Raw genomic sequence first — 16,137 nt, 5'->3', positions numbered from 1 at the left:
AGTGAGTTGCCTCAGTCGATCCTAGTTTTGCTTCGTCTGAAAACAACTGTCAAACTGGCCAGTCCAAACAGCAGTAGGGTCGACGGTTCAGGGACCAATACAGCAATTTGTGACTGGGACAATGCCTCGTCAAAAACCATCACATTGTCCATCATGCCAAGAAAGCTATCGTGATGGCCAGAATTGTAAAAGCCACCGCCAAGACTGCTACTGCTGTAGGAAATGGCGCCATCGTCAACACCACCAATGCCGATGGTATTGTCAGGAAAACCATTGATGTAGGTGGTTGCCACATCATTGACACGGTCATAGGTAATGGCAACGTGGGTCCAGGTATTGGCCGGAACCGAGCCGACTCCCGTTACTTCCACCTGGGCTCCGCCAGTACCTTCGATATAGCCATGAACGCGTTTACTGGCGTCCAATTCAATCGTAACGATTGGTGCCACACCATATCCACCTAAGGCGATTAAATGAGCAAACTTGGCATCTCCACCCACGATATTGCCATACTCGACGTGATCGATTTCCGGATTGACCCACAAGGCTAACGTTATCCCTGCGCCTGCCGCAATGGAAGGCGTACTGTCCAGGATGACCCGATTGTTTTCGGCGTTGCCAACTCGGACCTGCGTTTCATAGAACTGTTCATGGGTACTCCGGTGAGCAAATACTCCACCGCGAGCGCCACCGACATCATCCCATAAGTCAGCATTCACAATGGTGTCACCATCGAAGTTCCACCATGTGCCAGATTCGTCGCCGTGATGGCCATTCCCACTAAGATCGGTATAGTCTGATACTGTATATGGGGTGTTCTTAACACTGAAATCCAGATTGACAAGGTTAGAGGCTTGTACGTTTTCGACGAAGCAAAACACTGCACAAATGCTAGAGAAAAGCAAACCATTTCGTCTCATTAGTCATCCCTCCAAAAAGAGCAAAAGAAAAATCGAACCTTAAACAATTGACTCCTCAACGAAGAAGTCCCCTCCACGGGTGAGCGTTGGTAGCTTCAATATAGTGCATGGCAATTACCACCTCTTAGAGGTCGACGCCTCAGAATGGCAATCAAGCTGACAAGCTTGCAATCGATGAGTAGATTCTGTCTCCTTTATGCATTGTCTTAGAAGAGAAAACAGCAGTCAATTGAATAATTCCTTCTAAATATAGTGAAAATTAACAAGTTCGTTCAGAAGAAACTATGTGGTTTCAATAGTCATTCATTATCCATCGTGGGTCTTTGGACCTGACATCCCCCCAACTCAGTTGGACGCTTCTGAAGTCTGCAGGCTGCCAGTCGGAAGATCACTTCATACAGGTACACTTGAGCGTGCCTCCTTACGGCGCAATTCGACCAACACGATGGCAATCTCCTGCTTCAGGAGGATTTTCGCGGCATCGGCTGACCGGTTAACATAGTTTGCCAGGGTTTGCTAATACTCACGGATAGATTGGGTAATGTCCAGAAAATCGTGACTGGTAATAACTGACTACCTTCGGTGGTGCTCGATTGCAAACGAATGCGGACCCACTTCACTCATGTTAGGTCCATTTTGATAGTATCAGACGATAATCCGCACCTACTCGGGGTCGGGGTAGAAGCGTTCCTGCAATAACTGCCACCTTGCCACTTTATCAATCCGACATCGCTGGTTAATTATCGGAAACTGCATCTTTTTGCGGCAATCTTAGGCTTCGACCCATACTGTGACCAGTAGCGCCCAACCCTAAAAAAGCTATGCCGGCGATCACGAGCAAAGCAGGCTCGGGAACGAACGCTGTGCCGAGTGAGCCGAACTCACCTTAGGAGTCCTTACCAGACTAATCAGGCAACTCTAGGTTAAATACCTGGGTCGCACTCGGATTAAAGCCCGGGCTTGTCATTAAGCAGGAGCACTAATAGTTCATAGGTTCAAGAAAGCAACCAATTTTGCACACCACATCACGACGAGCAGAGGAATGCATGAATCGCAAGCAACTTTGCGAACGGAATGAACTTCGTTAAAAATCGTAAACCACTACAAATAAGATTTTACCCGGCAGGTTTATCGTTCTCTAGGGGTTCATCACCCAGCAATTGCTGTAGAACGTTTTGCATCTCCGCTGCAGCCGCACGTCCCCCGCCAATAAATACAGCGGCTATTTTCCCTTCAGCGTTTATCACTACAGTTTGGGGGATTGCGGTCACGGCATACTTGCCAGCTGCTGCTCCATCGATGTCAAGCAAGACTTGGGGAGAGATTTGCATGCGTTCGAGAGCTGCTTCAATGGTCTGTGCGTCCTCCTGAAGATTCACTGCGATCAATTCAACTTGCTCTGGCACAAACTGCCTGACAGCATTTTCGATGAGTGGCATCCCTTGCACACAGGGACCACACCAACTGGCCCAGAAATCAAGAACGACGAGGTGGCCACGGCGGTCGCCGAGGCGAAATACATCTCCGCTGAGAGTTTTGAGATGGAAATCTGGAGCTTCCAGTCCAATCAGGGGGGATTGGGCACCTGGGTTCATAGGATCACCTGGTTGGCCATCTTCTTGCACGAACAGGGGATCGGTGGCGGGTGAAAGTTTCCAGTCTTGGAAGGGAAGTTCTTCCGCAGAGTCGGCAATTGCTGCACCCAATAGTAGGTGATCGACTTCACCTAATTTGACACGGCAATCTCCAAGTAATCTGCTAGTTCCGCTAAGCACAGAGTCAGCTACCTGCTTAGGAAGATAGGTAAGACGTACACCATCTCTGCAGATCGCCTGAACGCTTCCAGTGGGAAATGCCTCAGCCCCAAAGTAAGGCTCAGTATTGCTTGTGGTGCTCTCATCTGCTGTTGGGCTTGACTCTGGATGCAGCCAAATAATACGTCGAATTCTACTGCTGGCCAGCGTCTTAGTGTTGAGACGGACTTCGGCGATCGCATTTTTATCGTCCATTGAGAGTAGTCTCGCGCGGAGCAAATCCCCTTGGACCGACTCGATCAGGTGCAGCGGAGGATTGCTACGCTGCATCCGAGGCAAGGTTAATAGCCGTTCCTGCTTTGCAGCATCGATTCGCGGGGCAGGATGGCCAACACGCTTTTCCCACACTTTGAGATGCTTGTGCGGCAAGGAAGTCGCCTCGACCAACGACGTATGGAAGACGATGCCCTCTTCGTCAAGCCTATCCAAGTGACATGGGATTCGATCCCCCTCGCGAAGCCAGAGCAGCTGGTCTTCGTTTCGACGATTGCTAGCTTGCACGGCAGGCAAGTTCGATTTACCGGTAAAAACATCCATCAATTGTTCTGCTAGATTCTTCCGCTTTTGGACATTTTCTCTTCTGACCATTGGCTTTGGTGATTTCACTGGCGGATCACGGTAGACGATTTTTGCTGAAAGCTTGGGCAATAAGGGAACACTTGTCTCGCTCAATTTGGGGCGAAACGAAAGAGTTGGTGTCTGGTCAATCGTTGTGACGCTGGTCACAACGCCATGGCAAGAGATACCGTCGGATTCCAATCGGCCGATCGGTTGTTCCGACTCAGCTGTGGCGGGAGTCTGGGCAGGTCCCACGATGGATCTGATATTTGCTAACTCCAAGATGACGGGAGATTCAAAGCCAGGACAGATGAGAGTCACCTTTCCATCCGCAATAGATCCTAAAGAAGCTGTGAGACGTTCACCGCTCGTGAGCAAAAACGAAAGCGGGCGACCCGAAAGTTTGCCTTTTGACGGGAATGAGATTTCGACCACATTCGCTGAGGGAATTCGCAGGGGTTTCTGCTTTGGCTCCTTCGGTTGGAGGTTGGTTGCTTCCTCATCAGATGCTCGCCCATTGACTGGTTCAACTTTTTTTGCTTCGACGACAAATTCCGCAAGGTCCGCGTCGAAGCGCATTGAATCGACGACAGCTAATGAGCCATCCAATGTTTGGACGTATTCTTGGTCCGTCTCTACGTGTGGAGGCTCCAGGCCATTCCAGTTGCGTACGACGAGTCGTTCGAGCCGTACGTCGCCGGTTCGATTTGTGAGAGAGATTCCTTCACGGACCCTGGAGTCCGTTTCTGGGAAGACGTGGACCTCGCCAAGGAATTTGCCTTCCCTATCATACGCAGCAAAGTTCCCCTTTTTGGAATCGACATAGACCTGAAGCTGCACTCGGCCGGCCCCTTCGTTGAAGTCGGCTACGGGAGCAATGTCAGCTTCTTTTTTTCGCTCGGCAACCATTCGCAACTTGGAGTTGTAGGTTTCAAATTCCAACAATGGAAACGATGTGGGTTCGGGCTTGGGTTTTCGTCGTTGACCACCACGAAACGCAAAATTATTGAAACCCTCTACCAAGTTTTGGAAGGACTCTAGTGCAAGATTTTCCCCCACACCGATCGCCAGCTGAAAATCGGGCTTGCTCTGCCAGGAAATCTCTACTTCCAAGCACGCTTGCGCGGGGATTTTGCACTCGGACAGCAATACCGTGCCGCGTTTGTTAGTGACCAGATGGCCTGTAACCTCTTCCCATTGGCCAGTCTTCGGAGTCCAACCCTCTAGGCCATGCGGACCCAGATACGTGATCCCGGAACCCTCACCCCAACGCACCAATCTCCGAATGCGGTTTTTTGCGATACGGCACTTGCCTAACGATGACGAGTCGATCACGAGTTCTTCCGATGTGATGTCCAACATTTTGCCAATGACCAGGTTCCCCCCCACTAACTCGGCAGCAAAATCACCTGACACTTCGGCCGGTGTGGTTGCCCCCGGAAAATGGGCAGCGGCTACAACGACTGCAGGAAATGGAAACGCCTCGGTGAACGCCGTCGATTGCCAGACGAGTACGTCACTTGCGCTCGAGTCGAGAAGCATTCCGGCAAGAAAATCACCATTAGCCAATTGGAGTTGCGGTGAATGCTCGCCAGTGGAAGCAGTGCATAAGGAGTTGAACCCCATCAGCCATGTTGCGGCGATGAGCAATTTGCAAACAGGCGAGTGCGAATAGTTCTTCATTCCTAGATTCCCAAAAAAGTCATCGCTCGTAGATGGGGAGGAAGCGATAGTTGAGCGCAAGTGCTAATAGGGACATCGCTGTGTCAGCAGCCGTTCCAAATTGTCCGGGAAAACTCCCGTCGCTTTTTTGGGTCTCTTTGAGTTGGCGTACGAGCAGCTTGTTCCATTTTTCCCATGCTTCAACATCACCCTGGAAGAGGGCTTGGGCCTGGTAGTAGCGGGCGTACTCTCGATAGTGATCCTGGCCTGTCTGTTCGATTCGCTCGGTCAAGTAACTGAGTGTAGCTTTGTATTGTGGCAATTCTTTGCGGCGCGCTATGGCGTAAACCAGGTTGCCGATCGAGATCCTCGCGATCGATTCGTCGAAACCTCCCATGCCTCCTGCGTAGGCGACCTGACCTGAATCGGAGGTCATCGACTTGTAGTAGGAGATTGCCCGGTCGATAGATTCGTCGGGAACTTCGATCCCCGCGTTGCGCGCTGCCAGGAGACCAACCAACACTGCTCCCGAGACCGAGGTATCGGCATCATCGGAATCGGGCGAATAGCGCCAACCACCGTAGGAGTTTTTCTTTTGGGAGGTTATCGCGGCCCGGACGGCGAGTTCCAAGGATGCGCCAATCGAGCGTCGCTGAGAACCTTGCTCGGCCGGCCAGAGTTGTCGATCGTCGACTGTCCCGTACGCTTCTGCCATCGCAAGCATGGCAAATCCGTGGTGGTACATACTGTTGCCAAAGTAGCCGGTCTGAGCGTTCTGGGCTTGAATCATGGAGCGGAGTGCCTTGCGGACGTTTCCGCTGTACTGACCGAAATTGGGGTCCTCGCCACTAGCAAGGAAAGTCATCACGCACATACCGTCGATACCGGGACCACTCTGCCCTCCGGTCCAAGTTCCCGTCTCGGATTGGGACCCGGCCAGGTACACCAAACCCCGGTCGTACATTTCACGAATATCACGGGGAACTACTTCGCCAAATTGTTCCGTGGGAAATTGCCCTAGAGCCGTTGCGATTGCAACGAGAGGAGCGCACCAAGAAACCATTGCCAAGTATAGTCGTAAATTCATCGGCAGCTATTCCTCTACGGGAGTGATTCCTTGATTCTCGACCCAGTCGATCCAGCCCTCACCTTGTTGACGGGCTTGCTGAATGACCTCAAGCTGTGCTTTGTCAAACAATGGTTCAAATATATCTTGTGGTACCTGCGATACTTGGCTGGCTGTGTAGTACCAGTCGTATTGTCCAAATGCAGAGGGAGGACGAGTCGATTCAATCAATATTCTTAGCAGCCCCTGTCGCTGGGCTTCCGTCATGGGGAGAGATTTTTCCAGACCTACGACATATAGTCTGAGAATCGCTTCGTAGCGGCGGTGGTATTGCTCGGATTTCAGTTGTGCGATGGTTTCCTGTTGGGCAGCAGTCAATGCTCGAGGCAGGACTTTTGCAAATAAAGAAGTGGGGCCGAAGAATCCATTTTGAAGCTGCTGATTGAGCGGTTGAATCCTCTGATAGACCTCTCCGATCTTATTCTGGTCTAACGTTTTACCAACGACTTCCTCTCGAATCTGACCGACCTGGTCTTCAAAGCGAGCAATATCTCGCTCTGCGGCGAGTGTGAGCTTTTCTTTCTGCTTGGGTTCCAGTTCGCAGGAGAGATCTACCAGCGATAACTCCACTTGCAGTTGCGCTTGAAGTCGATCTTTAGGGTTTTCCCTGCCGTTGGTCAGCCAGGAATTGAACTGCTCCTCGGTCATTTTGAATTCTTGCGCTAGCGCAGGGGCTGGCGCAACGATCCAGGCAAGTGCCAACTGAAATACACAGACTATTAGCAGATGTGCAGTCATGGGGAGTCTGGTTCTTCCTCGCCGGTTTCGTCCGGTTGTTTTTCTTCCTTTGCGGGTATTTGCTCGACAGCGGGAGGCAACTCAACATCGTCTATCGGCTTGAGTGCCTGGCCAAAGCCGAAGTTGTCTTCCCAGTCGTTTTGTCCCCAGCTAACTTTTTGTATGCCTTTGTAGATAGTGAGTTGGGACTTACTCAGATGAGGCATCACACACTTGTCGGGAATTTGGGGGATATATTGGGCGCTTTGCAGAAAAGCATGCAATGGAGGGGGGGATTTATCAACCCAATCATCAGAGAGTAGTGCCTCGCGAACTGCTACAGCCTGTTCGCTTGAAAGCACCAAACGTTTATCAAGTGTTGAAACGATATTGTCAACAATTGTTTCTCGGCGGAAATTGCTCCGTGAGAGCAATTCCTGTTGATATGAGAGTTGCTGTTTATCGTCGAGCATGGGCTCAATCACGTGCTGGACCTGCACGATCAGTGCATCACGTTTTATACCTCCCTGCTGAGCTTGGGCCATCACTACTCGACCGCCACGTACATTTGGTACGTTTTTGGGAGGCTTTATTTGAGCGGCTTTTTCTGACTCGGAGTCCAGAAGAGAACCCAAGGCGGCGGCCATCTTTTTTCGCTGATCAGCTTTCAAATCGCAAACCCGATTGGCGAGCGAGAATTCGGCCCGTACGACAGGTTCCATTTTGCTCCGCCACATGTGAAAGCGGACGTCCTCGTCGGCCATGTCCGCTGGCGCCTGACCTTGAATAAAGACATCAAATTGTTGTGCCTTACTCGCAGACGCTATCACTAGCGCTAAGAACGTCACGAAAGTGAGTCTTCTCATCCTCCCGCTCCGTTCTCTAGTTCGCTAAAGTATCGATCCAGTCCCGCGCGGAATTCTTCCGGCAAAGACTTGCCCGAATCGCCCACAGCTTGGGCAGGGGCACGATCCTCGCGGACTTCTTTCTCGTTCAGCCCGGCTCCCAGCAAAGCAAGGGCGTTGTCTTTGGTGTCCCCTCCGCCCCCTCCGCCGGGGTTGGCTCCCCCGCCACCTCCGCCGTTGGGATTGATTCTCTTCGATTGGAGTAGTAACTCGATCGCCTCGGTTTCAGCAGCAATCGCTTCCGACCCCGTATCGGGTTTCGAGAGAATTCCCGTCGCCTCGACCATGACTTCGTTGACACGACTCAAGAGGGCGAGTTCCTTGGCGAATTCCGCTTCGCCGTCGGGGAGTTCCCGAATCCGTTCGTTGACCAGCAAAATCCGCTCACCGAGATCCTGCTGTGTGGCGGAAAGTCGTTCGGCCTCGATTTTGTAGGGCTCCGCTTCCAATCCCGGTCTTGCTTGTTCAGCAACGCGAGTTTCTTCACGGAGATTTACTTCCCCTTCAAGAATCTTCAGCACTTCCAAGACAATGGAGGGCGGCAAGCTCCCCTTGGAGCGAGAGCCGGGGCAGGCGCCTGAGCAAGCGGGATCGACCAAATCTTCGGCCCAGCGATCCATCACATCCGACCAATATTCACACTGTGCGATGGACATGCCCCGTTCGGCAGGGATTTCGTCGGCCAGCCGACGGAGATTTCCCAGTACGTCCTCCTCGCGCATGTCGTCCAGCACTGTCTTGAAACGGACCATGCGGCGGCGTTCAAAGTAGGCTTGCAAGTCGTCCATGATGAGCGAGACTTTGAAGCCGCTCTCGTCTTCCTTTGTCGCCAGATTGGTGAGGCTTTTTTTCACCGGAGCTGTCAAGGAGGTTTGGGGTACACCAAAACCCTCTTCAATCTCGTCGCTAATGCCCCCTGCGATTTTGTATTGCTCGCGCGAGGCGGCCTTGAGACGTTTCACCAACGTACTCCCTTCCAGATTGGCGAGGACCGTGTTGAGTTCATTGGCCACTTTTTCGAACTCAGCGAGCAGATCACGCTGCTGGCGGACTGCCTCGTCGACTTGCTCGTTGGCCGGAGCATCGGAGGGTTTCTTGCCATCTCCTTTGCCCAGCAGGGTTGTGACTGGTAGTCGCAACGATGGGGAGGAAGGTTTCTTCTTGCCCCCGGCAGTTTGTTCTTTGTCGTTAGCGGGATGCTGGGAAGACTCCATGTCGGTCACGCGCGGAACGGCGGCTGTTTTCTTGTCCGACGGTTTCTGTTCGCCGGAGGGTCCACCCCCCGCTGTGCGGGAGATGCCGGCTTGGGGACTGCTCGGTCCGGAGACAGCCGTCGATGCGATCTGAGACTTGGCGGCATCGCCGAGCAAATCTGCCACAGAAGGCATACGGTTGGCCGCAATATCCTCAAGGATCGTAAGCATCTCGGCCCAACGATCGAGATGGCCGACGCCGATCTCGGGGTTACGGGCCGCCTGCTTCAGTAGATCCATGCCGCTCTTGGCCAGCCCTGTCAAGCGACGACCGTTGGCCCGTTCCGCTGAGGCCTGCTTTTCGATCTGACGCCGGTTCTCGGGAAGATCGAGTTCTGCGATCGGTAGCTCGCGGAGTTGTTTGTTGGTTTCGTACAACCGCATTTCGCGGTCGCGGACTTCAAGCGACTGACGGTGCCACCGCGAAAGCTGCTCGGTGATCCAGATCGCGTGATCTTCGGCGTTGAGTACGAACAAGACGTACGGCGGAGAATAAACGCGCTCACGATTTGGAAAATAGTCGGTCGCAAAGAGACGTAAGCTGATTGGCTGCGGGGGAATCCCCAGCGACTTGGCCGTAAAGGTACCCGCGGCATCCAGCGCTCGCTCACTCGGGTCACCCGGTGCGATTAGCCTCTCGCCATGGGCCGGGCCGCCGGGGTAATCATCGAACAGCCCCTCCCATTCCATGCCTACTTCGCGAACGCCAAAGTCATCGCGGGCAATCGCTTGAAACGCCAATTGTTCGCTGTCGAGTACGACCTTGCGGCGGGGCAGGTTTTCGCCCATGACGTTGGGAGGTTGATCTTCTTCCGGAGTAATCTTCAGCGAGAACGGCTCTTTGCCCTTCAGTCCATGTTCGTCTTGCCAACTGATGTGTATCTCCTGCAGCGACGAAACTTCAAACGGCTCGATGCTTACATTTCCGCCAGAGAAAGTCCCCTTTCCCCCCTCGATGACGGCGGCGGCCAACGGACGATTCGCAGTGGCTGAGACCGATGCGTGGCTCCCCTCGACAACGGAGAGCGTTCCCCCACGAACATCCCGCTCGAGCGGGGTTTTTTGCTTGAGATAGTCAGGCAGTTTCACTTCGGCAGTCAGTGCAGTCAGTTCAGGCCGCAGCTTTGGCTCGATGCGCACTGTTTGCGACCAATCGCCGATTTTGACTAGCAAGGTTCCTGGTTGAATCAATGGAGGTCCTGTCCAGGTGTAAGCCGAGTCAGTGCGCGTGCTGGTCACAGGAGGCTGTGAGCCGAATTGAAAGCTAGCCTCGGCCGGCCTCCACTTTGTTTCGTCACGTAGTTGCCATGCGACAGAGAACGGCTCGCCGTGGGCGACAATCAGCGTGCTTGGTTGAGGCTCAACATTGGTGAACGTATAGCGGGGGACCGTTTTCCAAGGCACGAGAAATCGGTGCCAGGCATTTCCAGCCGCAGCCGGAAACAGAAGAGCGAGCAGGAGTGCCCCTGCCGCACCACTTGCAGCGAGTGCACCCCAAAACTTGAGCCTAGCTGGAGGAGCGCCAACCGAGAGGTCGCGTTCCCCAGCAGTTTGGGCGCCTTGCTGGATGGCGGCAAGGCAGAGTGCCGGTGAGCGCTGCTGCTCGGCAGTGTTGTCTGCCAGTTCGATGACCCCCAGTAACTGATCCCCCAAGGTCGGCAACTTGCGGGCCAGTAGGCGAGCCAATTGATCGTTTCTGCGACGTAGCCAGACCCAACGATGTAGGTAGAACGGGATAAACCCACAGCCGACCGCTGCCAAGAGTGTCAGTAGAGCTCGTATAGGCGCAGGCACATCGAACATGCGGTCTAAGAGAAACACGCAAAGATACGCACCCAGCAATGCGCTTAGTGCAATGCCCCCTGCTTCGAGCATTTTGCTGGTCCATACATGGCGGCGGAAAGCCAGCAGTTGGGTTTCTAGAGAACGAGGCATCCCCACTCGATTATTGCTTTCGATACGGCTCATGTTCGTCCCCCAAATGTGAATCCTAAAAAGAACCCTGTTTGTAAAGTGTGGTCCGATCAGAACGTTAGCGCCCTTATAGTTATACCAGCCCCACGGCTTTGCGAGCTATCCAAAATGCCCCCAGCAGGCAAACCATCGTCCCCAGAGTCAACGGATGTCGCCAGATTTGTAGGCGACGAACGGCGGGCGGGGGTTCCGGCAAAGTGGCAAAATACTCGATGATTTCACTCGGATCGACCTTCGTGAGTGACTGGCCTCCAGTGACACGGGCAAGCTCGGCCATTACCTCTGGCAATGCCGGTCGGCCTACAGGCTCGATGGCGGCTCCTTGGACAAAAAACGTGGTTTCAAAGACCGCACCAGTTTCCTGGCAGGAGAGCACGAGACGGTGTGTTCCCGGCTCTGCGGTGGTAAATTGAGCCGTGAAGGCTCCCCACTCGTCACTACGGGAAGTGAATCGCACCGTATGCGATTTTCCCGAGGGGGCAGAAATGCGGGCTGACACGGTTCCCTGTGAGAGCGGTTCACCGGACGTGTCCATTACGTTGGCGTTGAAGGTAATCGTATGCCGGAGAGGCGGCTGGTCCGGGGAATAATAGAGCCGCATTGTTTCCCCTTCGGCCATGTTGCGCTGATAGGCCATCCAGCGCACCACCTGACCCCAGAAGCGGTAGTGGTACTTGTCTTCCACTCCCTTACGCCAACGCCAGGCACCATCGGTCCCCATGAAGAGGACTTTGCCCGTGCCGAAAGTTTGAGTCACTAGCAGAGGGAGTCTTCCGTATTGGTTCGAGGCATCCCGATGGACACAGAGCACCTCGCTCCCCGCCTTGGCCCGTAGTACTGGGGCATACCACTGAAACCCCGGCAGCGCGTCCCACACTTCTGCGTTATCCTGTTGCACGTCGGCTAATCGTGTCAACAAACTGCGGCGTCCTGATTCGGTGAGTTCAAACTGATTGGGAAGTCGCGATCCCCAACCGCCGGGCTGCGAATCATCCAAGACGACAGGGTAGAGGTCCTTGAGTCGAGTATCCAGCAATGTAAACTGCCGTCCTTGCCAACCCGGCATAAACACTAACCCGCTCGCCTGTTGCTCGACCAGTCCACGCAGCAGTCGGCACTGCTCATCAGTAAGCTGTCCCTCTTCGCAGCCGACGTCCCCCAAGAAGACCACATCGTACTTTGCCAGTTCGTCGAGTCCGGTGGGGAATTCCTTGATGTAGTCTTTGTTTCCACCGCCGGGTTTGCTCAGCCCCGGATGGAACAGCAGGCACGAAACATCGACACCCGAATCGCGCGAAAGGGCGTTTCGCAGGTAGCGATATTCCCATCGAGGATACGACTCGATGATCAAGACCCGGAGCTTTTCCTCACGAATCGAGATCGGTGCCGTGAGTTGATTGTTGTCCGGGAGTACTTCGTTCGGCTGGCGAGGAATCTCGAGAGACACCGTTGTGTCGCCAATTTCATTTGGCTTCCAGATCACCGCATCTGTGGTGCGACCATTGGCAGCGATGCGAACTTCTTTGGTGATTTCGTCCCCATCGCCAGTTTTGAGTATCACCGTGGCAAGTTGCTCACGGGGGAGCGAACTGTCAATGGTGAATGGAATACGCACGCTCTTACCAGCTACGCCAAACGTAGGTGCATCGAGACTCACCAGTTCCACATCAGGAAGCCGCTCCCGCGAACCCACCGTGAGGGTCATCAGGGGAATCTCTTTCATTCGCATACGAGTGGCCGCGTCCACCGGGGGTGGACCCTCGTTCCAATCTCCGTCGGAAGCGAGCACTACCCCCGCAAGTCGCGCGGACTGGTCGATCGCATCGACAATGGGTTGATACAAATTTGTGCCAAGACCCGACTTCGGGGACGCAAAAGGGAGAATCACCACCTCATACCGCTCGCTGAGCTGCGACCAGGCCGACTGGCTCACGAGCGGGGCAACTGCAGTACGGCGTGTAATGGGCGTGCCGTTATCTTGCTCGTCAAGTACGTCGCGAGTCTCCATACTAGCCGAGTCGTCCCACAAGACCACAATCGCTGGTTTGTCTGTGGGCACAAACTCCTCGATCCATTCGGGTTGATTCAAGAGAAGTCCGGCGAAAAGCACGATTGCCAGTCGCAAGAATTCCAAGGTTGCGATAGAAGGTCTCATGCCACTTCTGCGCCAGGAGATGACACCGATCACGGCAGTCGCCATGAAAGCCAAGAGCGTGAAGGCGATACTCCAAGGAGTCCACATTAGGGTGAAATGGCCGGTGCTGTTCATGCCACTGCCCGCCCCTTTGCCAGATCACTCGAGGCTAAATTCGCTGTTGCCGGTCGTCGCTTGGGGAGACAGAGCGCGGCTTCCCCGACCAGAGCTACGATCATCCCGATGAGAAACAGCCGCCAGATTTCACGAGTTAATCCTGCCAAGGAATCGACACGGTCGGCGACGCGGTCGTACTCAAGCCCCTCGAACAGGCCATCCACTCGTTCGTCGGCGAGCACTGCCGCGGCATCTTCAGATGTACTGCGATTGACGGCGACCAAGCGTTCGTCCAATGAATAGACCCCCGCCTGGAACGCGGCTTCGGTGGAGAGGGCTTCGGAATCACCAGCTAGTTTCTGCCACTTGCTCGTATCCATTGAGCCAACACCAGCCACGCGCTGCTGCGTAGCGACGAGTCGCTCAGCACCTCCTGCGATCGCTCTTTGGACGGCGGCATATAGCACTATGCCGTCCGATGCTAAGGTCGAGTCTCCAGGCAAGACGGTGGTAGCACAAAAGTAGGCGGCTCCGCTGCCAATATCGCGGCGTGCCCACAAGGGAGCGCCATCGGGAAACGTGGCCAGCGGTGTTGTTTCACCTTTCGGTGTGCAATAGCGGTAAATTGCCAATTCGCCAACGGGAAGTGCCGCCCCGTCGAGTGTGCGGGAGAGCAAGTCCTGATCACCTCGCCAATTGGCGACCGCTAACGGTTCGGCTGGTTCTGTCCATGCCTGCCATTCGACGTCAAACAAATTCGCATCGGTTGGATTGGCAGGCGGGAAGAAAACCACTGATCCACCATGTTCAACGAATGATTGCAAAGCAGCCGCGATCCTGCCGGAAGGGAGAGGGGCTTGCCACAGCACCAGGGAATTTTCTTCCCAAGGCAAAGTGGCTATTTGGTCGGGTCCCAGCACGACTGCTTCGCTCTCGACCCCCGGCGCTGCCGCGATGGAAGCTGCCAATTGCAAAGGGCGAACAAGCGCCGGATTTTCAGCAACGATTGCTGTGCGTCGGATGGGGGGATCGGAGTATACAAAGTAAAACTGGTTATCTGCCGGGTTGGCATCGGCGGGAAGTGAGACAATGCCCCAACCTTGGACTCTCTCGGAAGTGAGCGGCAAGGGGTGGTTTTCAACCGTGCTCTCCAATCCGGATAGTTCGACGCTCAGCTCGCTCCGAGCACCGTCGATTTCAAACTGGACGGGCACACGAATCGTGTTGTCATCCCCGCTACGTGTGATGGTCAGCGAAAGGAGCACCTCGCTTCCCTGACGGGTCTTTTGTCGCTCGACTTTGGTCACTCGTAGAGCCAAATTTGCGGGGGCGGCCTCAGGGTAGGCTAGCAGATGGAACCGCACTCCTTGGGGGAATTCCTGAAAACTGTCACGCAGGATGCTCCACTCGCCCCCTTCGGCGTCCCAATCGTTTGCGCGGAGATCTGAGCAGATCCAAATCTCGGTCTGGCCAGCATGGTTTGCTTGCATGTAGTCATGGGCGGCGCGCAATAGTGCTGGCAAATCTGCGGCGGCGCTCGCCGAGCCTGTTTGTGGGGCTGTTCGTAAACGTTTGGGGGCTTCCAATTCCTGAGGAGTGAGGCTCACGCTATCGATCAGTACCCAACGCGAAGAGCCGACCGATTCCAAGGCACTTGCAATTTGATCCACTCCGCGCTGGAGCTTTGAACTGGCGACCTGCTTACCGCGCTGTTGCATGCTGGGAGATCGATCCACGAGAATAATCGTGGTGTCGGCTCGACCTCCGGCAGCCAGACCCAACCGACCACTCGCCAGCGGACGACTTACCGCCAGCACCAACCCCACGATTGCCAGAGTTCGTAGGGCCAGAATCAGCCATTGACGAATGCGAGCGTAACCGCGGGACATGCGATTGGCTTCGAGCAGGAACCGCATCGCTCCCCAGTCAAGCGTTTGGAAACGGCGCTGGTTGATCAAGTGAATCAGGATCGGCAAGGCCGCCAAGGGGAGCGCGGCCAGCATCCACGGTTCGAGAAAGCTCATCGCACTCCTCCACTGCGAGTGCGACCAACCAGAAAATGCGTCAGGGTTCGCTCGTAGTCATCTGCCATACTTACTCGGTGATAGTCAACCGCCGTTTCGATGGAGACTTGCTTTACCAGTTCCAAGTAACGGCCCAAGGCAGTATGGTAGCGGTCGGCAATCTCATTGGGCTCTGCAAAGACAGCGGTGCCTCCCTCCATATCGAGAAATCGCATCGGCCGTTGGAAGGAAAACTGAAGTTCTTGGGGGTCGAGCAAATGAAACAAGGTCAGATCGTGTTTGCGAAAACGAAAGTGTTCAAAGCACTCCTTCAATTCTTTCGGATCGACGAACAGGTCGGAGATTACGATGAAAAGGGCTCTTTGAGCGGTCGTCTCGGCCAGTTCGTGAAGCGTGCCGACCAACTGCGTGGGCCCCGCTGATTCGACTTGCTCAATTTGGTCAAATAGCTCTGCCAAGTGGGCCGGATTGCGGCGAGGTGGCAATGATCTCACCACGCCTTTTGCCACACAAGCCAAACCTGCAGCGTCTCCTTGCTGGACTGCCAGATATGCCAGCGCTCCAGCTAATTTCTTGGCATAGGCCAGTTTACTGACACCAGTCGAGCCGAATCCCATCGAGCCGCTTGTGTCGACCACCAAGCAACACCGCAGATTGGTGTCAGCTTCGAACTCTTTCACATAGTGCCGGTCACTGCGACCATAGGCTCGCCAGTCGAGACGCCGTAGATCGTCTCCTGGGACATATTTGCGATACTCAGCAAACTCGACACTCGCGCCTCGGTGAGGGCTTGCGTGGCGTCCTGACACTTTCCCTAACATGGGCCGCCTAGCCAGGAAGGGAACACTCCCCAGTCGAGACAACACGGCGGGTTCCAAAAAGCTGCGGATTTTGTGTTCGGAACTCATATAAATTCCAGGGCCAAATCATCAA

General features: G+C 54.4%; 9 protein-coding genes. All 9 read right to left on the bottom strand.

What is annotated here, in order from left to right:
• Window positions 1-11: 11 nt before the first annotated feature.
• The 9 genes from Pla144_RS15450 to Pla144_RS15410 all read right to left on the bottom strand — a co-directional run bounded on the left by Pla144_RS15450 (window position 12) and on the right by Pla144_RS15410 (window position 16,112).
• The gene (locus tag Pla144_RS15450) at window positions 12-920 is read right to left on the bottom strand and encodes a LamG-like jellyroll fold domain-containing protein (RefSeq protein WP_146451568.1); all 909 of its coding nucleotides are present in this window, start codon (window positions 918-920) and stop codon (window positions 12-14) included.
• A gap of 1,115 nt (window positions 921-2,035) precedes the next feature.
• On the bottom strand, window positions 2,036-4,975 hold the full coding sequence (locus tag Pla144_RS15445) for a TlpA family protein disulfide reductase (RefSeq protein WP_146451567.1): 2,940 nt from the start codon (window positions 4,973-4,975) through the stop codon (window positions 2,036-2,038).
• 19 nt (window positions 4,976-4,994) lie between these two features.
• Window positions 4,995-6,017, bottom strand: coding sequence for a squalene--hopene cyclase (locus tag Pla144_RS15440; protein ID WP_146451706.1), 1,023 nt, complete (start codon window positions 6,015-6,017; stop codon window positions 4,995-4,997).
• 30 nt (window positions 6,018-6,047) lie between these two features.
• Window positions 6,048-6,818, bottom strand: coding sequence for a hypothetical protein (locus Pla144_RS15435; RefSeq protein WP_146451566.1), 771 nt, complete (start codon window positions 6,816-6,818; stop codon window positions 6,048-6,050).
• The gene (locus tag Pla144_RS15430) at window positions 6,815-7,663 is read right to left on the bottom strand and encodes a hypothetical protein (RefSeq protein ID WP_146451565.1); all 849 of its coding nucleotides are present in this window, start codon (window positions 7,661-7,663) and stop codon (window positions 6,815-6,817) included. Before Pla144_RS15430 ends, Pla144_RS15435 begins: the two co-directional genes overlap by 4 nt.
• Window positions 7,660-10,923: a hypothetical protein gene (locus tag Pla144_RS15425; protein WP_146451564.1), complete on the bottom strand. Its 3,264-nt coding sequence runs from the start codon at window positions 10,921-10,923 to the stop codon at window positions 7,660-7,662. Before Pla144_RS15425 ends, Pla144_RS15430 begins: the two co-directional genes overlap by 4 nt.
• Window positions 10,924-11,002: 79 nt before the next feature.
• Complete coding sequence (locus tag Pla144_RS15420) at window positions 11,003-13,198, bottom strand: hypothetical protein (protein WP_146451563.1); 2,196 nt, start codon at window positions 13,196-13,198, stop codon at window positions 11,003-11,005.
• On the bottom strand, window positions 13,195-15,204 hold the full coding sequence (locus tag Pla144_RS15415) for a BatA domain-containing protein (RefSeq protein WP_146451562.1): 2,010 nt from the start codon (window positions 15,202-15,204) through the stop codon (window positions 13,195-13,197). Before Pla144_RS15415 ends, Pla144_RS15420 begins: the two co-directional genes overlap by 4 nt.
• Window positions 15,201-16,112 carry a DUF58 domain-containing protein gene (locus Pla144_RS15410; protein WP_146451561.1) on the bottom strand — a complete coding sequence of 304 codons (912 nt, stop codon included), beginning with the start codon at window positions 16,110-16,112 and terminating at the stop codon, window positions 15,201-15,203. Before Pla144_RS15410 ends, Pla144_RS15415 begins: the two co-directional genes overlap by 4 nt.
• Between the last annotated feature and the right edge of the window lie 25 nt (window positions 16,113-16,137).

Origin of the sequence: Bythopirellula polymerisocia (genome assembly GCF_007860015.1) — a bacterium.
In the GTDB taxonomy this organism is placed as follows: Bacteria; Planctomycetota; Planctomycetia; order Pirellulales; family Lacipirellulaceae; genus Bythopirellula; species Bythopirellula polymerisocia.
Note: the sequence above shows the minus strand (reverse complement) of the source record. Positions and strands in the feature narration are given on the sequence as shown.